The sequence below is a fragment of the Rubritalea sp. genome, from assembly GCF_039830215.1.
Lineage (GTDB): Bacteria > Verrucomicrobiota > Verrucomicrobiia > Verrucomicrobiales > Akkermansiaceae > Rubritalea.
In genome coordinates this window covers 1-5,036 of the sequence record NZ_JBDOPO010000383.1, presented here as the reverse complement: position 1 = coordinate 5,036, position 5,036 = coordinate 1, and the positions used below count along the sequence as shown (strand labels likewise).

Here is a 5,036-nt window from a genome sequence, read left to right as displayed (position 1 = left end):
GGGGATTGATTGGGCATTTGCAGAATCACTTGCATGGGGTGGACTTCTCATGGAAGGCCACCCAGTGCGCCTTTCTGGTCAAGATTGTCGCCGAGGAACATTCTCTCAGCGTCACGCAGTATTCTATGATAATAAGACGCGCGAGCGCTACTTCCCACTTAAAAAACTCTCAGAAGATCAGGCTAAGTTCTGTGTCTACAATAGCTTCTTGTCTGAGTTTGCAGTATTAGGATTTGATTACGGCTATTCACTCGGTTGCCCTAACATGCTAGCCATGTGGGAAGCTCAATTCGGTGACTTCTCAAATGGAGCTCAGGTAATTATCGACCAATTCATTGCTTCTGCAGAATCTAAGTGGCAGACACCGAGTTCGCTTGTGATGTTGCTTCCACACGGATACGAAGGAATGGGGCCTGAGCACTCAAGTGCGCGTCTCGAAAGATTCCTTCAACTCTGTGCTGATGATAACATACAGGTTGGTAACTTCACTACACCGGCGCAGTATTTCCACGCTCTTCGTCGCCAAAAGAAGCGTGCGTTCCGTAAGCCACTCATTATTATGACACCGAAGAGCTTGCTCTCACGTGCTGAGGCAGTTTCTAGCATGGATGATCTCATCGATGGCACTTGTTTTCAGGAGATTCTTCCGGATGACAAGACGTTCACCAACCCAGAAAAGGTAGACCGCATCGTGTTCTGTACCGGTAAGGTGTACTACGACCTCATTCAGCATCGTGAAGATACTGGTAATGAAACGACAGCGATCTTGAGAGTTGAGCAACTCTATCCGTATCACGAGGAGATGGTGAAAGCTCTCTCTAGCCAATTCCCTAAGGCCGCCAAGTATGTTTGGTGTCAGGAAGAGCCTAAGAATATGGGAGCATGGAGCTACATCAGCCCACTCCTCATGGACACTTTCGATGCTCGTATCCGTTACGCTGGCCGTAAGGCAGCAGCTAGCCCAGCTACGGGCTCTAAGGCAGTCCACAAACGCGAACAAAAAGCTCTGCTCGAGTTGGCCTTCAATATTTAAATTTCACAAAACTTTATCCAACTAGACATATGTCATTCGAAGTAATTATCCCAAATGCAGGTGAGTCAGTCACGTCAGCAAACGTAGCCCAGTGGCACGTTGAAGATGGTGCTAGCGTCTCAAAAGGCGACATTCTCCTAACTATTGAGACCGACAAGGTTTCATCTGAGCTGGAATCTGAGCAATCTGGAATCATCCAAATCATCACTCCCGAAGGTGAAGAGGTGGCTATCGGAACTGTGGTCGCTAAGATCGATGCCGCTGGCGCAGTTACTCCGGCAGCAGCAACCCCAGCTCCTGCGGTTGTAGAAGCTGCACCGGTCGCCGCGGCACCAGCTTCCGCTGGTGGTGAAGTAATCGAAGTGCTTGTTCCAGCAGCTGGTGAGTCTGTAACATCTGCCAATGTTGCCAACTGGCAAGTGTCTACTGGTGACATAGTGAATAAAGGTGATGTGCTCGTTACTCTCGAGACTGATAAGGTTTCGACTGAGCTTGAGGCTGAGGTTTCAGGTGTTATTGAGGTCATCACGCCAGAAGGTGAAGAGGTGGATATCGGCACATTGATCGCTAAGATTACTGTTGGCGCTACGGCTCCTGCTGCAACTCCTGTCGCAGCTCCGGCACCTGTTGCTAAGGCGGCTTCAGCGCCTGTAGTTGCTCCAACTAAAGCGGCTGCTGCTCCGTTAGTTAAGCCTACACTATCCACACCTGCTGGTTCAGGCGAGAAGGCTGGTGCGCCAGTTACTGAGGGACGCACAACACGCAAGAAGATGTCTATGCTCCGTCGTAAGATTGCGACTCATCTCGTTAATGCTCAACAAACTGCGGCTATTCTTTCTACTTTTAATGAAGTCGATATGTCTGCAATCATGAAGCTCCGTAAAGAGGTTCAGGAAGATTTTGTTAAGAAGCATGGCTGTAAACTCGGCTTCATGTCCATTTTTGTGAAGGCGGTTGCACAGGCTCTCAAGGATGTGCCAAGTATCAATGGTCGCATCGAAGGTAACGACATCATTCAGAATAACTTCATCGATATCGGTTGCGCAATCGGCACAGAAAAAGGTCTTGTTGTTCCAGTTCTTCGTGACTGCGACAAGAAAGGTTTTGCTACAATTGAGAAGGATATTCTCGATTACGCAAACAAAGCACGTGAAGGTAAAATTGAAATGTCAGACCTGCAGGGTGGTGGATTCACCATTTCCAATGGAGGTGTCTACGGATCACTTCTTTCAACACCGATCCTCAACGCTCCGCAGTCCGGCATCCTCGGGATGCATACCATTCAGCAGCGCCCAGTTGCTGTTGATGGTAAGGTTGAGATACGCCCAATGATGTACCTTGCTCTCTCTTATGACCACCGTCTTGTTGACGGTAAAGAGGCTGTCACGTTCCTGATCCGTATCAAAGAATGCCTTGAGAACCCGACTCGCATGATGCTTGAAATGTAAATCACGTTTTGTACTGAAATTTACTGCAGCGCAGACTCGGAATGAGCTGCGCTGTTTTTATGTCATCCCCACGTTATGAATTTATTTGGAGTATTTTTAAAAGGTTTTGCCATGGGAGCTGCGAATGTTGTCCCTGGGGTTTCAGGAGGCACAGTTGCGTTCATTACTGGCATCTATGAGCGTCTAATCAATGCTCTGAAGTCATTCGACCTCGGGGCTATCAAGTTGCTTTGCTCCCTTAAGCTTAAGGAATTCATTGAGCACGTGGACTTTTGGTTTCTCGCATCGCTTGGAGCTGGGGTGGTAACTAGTGTACTTACTTTAGCTAAGGTGTTAGAGATAGGTTTTGAGAAGTACCCAATCTATGTCGCGGCTCTTTTCTTTGGACTCATCGCTGCTTCTATTCCGTCAGTGGGGAAGATGGTGAAGAGGTGGTCGTTTTCTAGATTTGTGGCGCTGGCTGTTGGTCTAGCAGTCGCGCTTTGTCTGGCGTTCACTCCAGCAGCTAGCGAGTGTACTAACATTTTTTATCTTCTATTTTGCGGGGTGGTTGCCATGTGCAGCATGATTATCCCAGGAGTTTCAGGTTCATTTGTTCTTCTTTTGATGGGGAACTATCAGCTCATCATGATCTCCTCCGTCAACAAGCTGCGTGAGGGAAATCTTTCAGAGTCAGTCCCTGTGCTCATCCCGGTTGTTGTGGGAGCTGTTTTTGGTCTAATCGGTCTTTCTCACTTCCTTAGTTGGCTCTTCAAGAGGTTTCATGACGTAGCTGTGTCTGTTATCACAGGCTTTGTGGCTGGCTCGTTAGTCATTATTTGGCCCTGGAAAACTCCTGCTCAAACGATTATCAAAAATGGGGAAGCAAAAATCCTCAGCTACGCGAACGAACTACCACAGCTCGACACTCAGTTAGCGATTACTGCTGTGATTATTTTGCTCGGTGCGGGCTTGATGCTTGGTGTTGAAAAGCTGGGCTCAAGTAAGGCTGAGTAGCTCTAGTGAAGAGCTGATTAAAATCCTCAACGAAAGTCTGAAGTTCAGCTTTGATGCTCTTGGAATATCTGTCGTGGTGTTGAATACCTAAGCGTTCGTTGAATTACATGAATGATTGCAAGTCAGCGCTTAAGACTAGGTGGAAGGAGTCGCATTTCCTTGGTGATAGGTTCAAGTATTAAGCTTTGAACGTGTAAGATTGATGTGTTTTTATCCGTTTTGTAGTCTATTCGTGTTACCAAAATTTCCACTCCATAAGATGTGCAATCAGAAATAACCGTGGCGTCGCTTAGCCACGGGAATGTATATGCAGTGAGATAGTCAAAGTAGAATAATACTTTTATGCGTTTGCGTTGGTTGACCAAGTTGTCGAAGGGGTAAAGTATTTGGAACTTACCGCTAACCAGTGGCTCATTCAGTAATTGCAGTGAAATGGCTAAGGGGGAATAGTGGATATCTGCGACTTGAATCTCGAGGAGTTCTCCGTCGCCTTCAGAGTCGCGGAAATCAGTGGCTTCACGCTTTTCAGAGAGTAGGTTACTTTGGCAGCCTGTCCCAAGCCGTTAGCGCGCAAATAACGTTTGATCAGATAGTGGGCGTATTTTTCTGGGGTGGGGGATTGATATTTGAACCTCTAAGCAATTCCTGCTCGGTTAGGCCATAGATGTTGTGGGAGTTCCTATGGTTCAGTATCTTAAGGTCACCCTGCATGAAGAGATATCTAGCGTGTGTTTAGGTGGGTTTGATTTTCCATTGACCTATATTCTTACCTGTGTTTTCGAAGTTTTAGACTATCAATGGTTCTTCGGTGGTAATGCGACCAAGTACCCACTTGAGCATGCGTTCGTAACGATCTAGTCAGGTCACCAGTGCTGCAATGCTCTGTGTTTGAAGGGCCAGTTTTCTGAGGTGGGCTAAACCGGTAGTTGCCCATGGATAGGAAAGCTGCCGTGTGCTACTAGTATTCTAAAACTTACTTATTTGCTACCAGTTGATCGAGTGGGTGTTGTCGTAGGGAGGATTACGTTTCTATAGTGCGTGGTGGTTGGCGCGCTGGAGCTTTTCGTTGGCAGGGTCTTCTGTAACACCAATACTAGTTTTCTAGCTTGTTGAGCCGAGAGCGCGTTTGTCATTGAGTGGTGCCCTACCTAGTCGATGGGGAAGAGCAGCTGAATGAGGCGATGCTTAACGCCAAAGGTAGCGATTTTGAGGCTGGAATTTTGCTGCCTCCTTTACTTTTGTGCTCCTGAGATCTAGGTTCACGGCTGCTTCTATGCTCACTCCGTAGTAGCGCAATTTTTTGTGGCCCTTTCCACCCATTTTCTCTAACGAGGCGGATGCGGAAACCAACAAGAACCAAAGACTTGCTGGAGGTTGTCCTAAAGCGTTTTCGTTACCATGTATTCGCCATTTGCCTTCACCAGGTTCACGATCGACACGCTGGTGGTATTTTTCTATGGGGCAGCACCACAGTCTATTGTAATAAGGGTGAGGAAAGGTAGCTAGTCACCAGTCAAACTTTTATAGATGTGATGCACTCCGTCTACTGAGCAGCCGAC

At 47.4% G+C, this 5,036-nt stretch carries 2 protein-coding genes and 1 pseudogene; all 3 read left to right on the top strand.

Annotated features, from left to right (window positions below):
• A pseudogene (sucA, locus tag ABGY95_RS13135) lies at positions 1-1,033 on the top strand (2-oxoglutarate dehydrogenase E1 component); the annotation flags it as partial.
• A gap of 29 nt (positions 1,034-1,062) precedes the next feature.
• The gene (gene sucB, locus ABGY95_RS13130; RefSeq protein ID WP_347442141.1) at positions 1,063-2,481 is read left to right on the top strand and encodes a dihydrolipoyllysine-residue succinyltransferase; all 1,419 of its coding nucleotides are present in this window, start codon (positions 1,063-1,065) and stop codon (positions 2,479-2,481) included.
• 75 nt (positions 2,482-2,556) lie between these two features.
• Positions 2,557-3,477: a DUF368 domain-containing protein gene (locus tag ABGY95_RS13125; RefSeq protein WP_347442140.1), complete on the top strand. Its 921-nt coding sequence runs from the start codon at positions 2,557-2,559 to the stop codon at positions 3,475-3,477.
• Positions 3,478-5,036 lie beyond the last annotated feature (1,559 nt).

Bases quoted from the DNA above. Each gene is read 5' to 3' on its own strand.
- sucB (WP_347442141.1), top strand. From the start codon at position 1,063: ATGTCATTCGAAGTAATTATCCCAAATGCAGGTGAGTCAGTCACGTCA.
- ABGY95_RS13125 (WP_347442140.1), top strand. From the start codon at position 2,557: ATGAATTTATTTGGAGTATTTTTAAAAGGTTTTGCCATGGGAGCTGCG.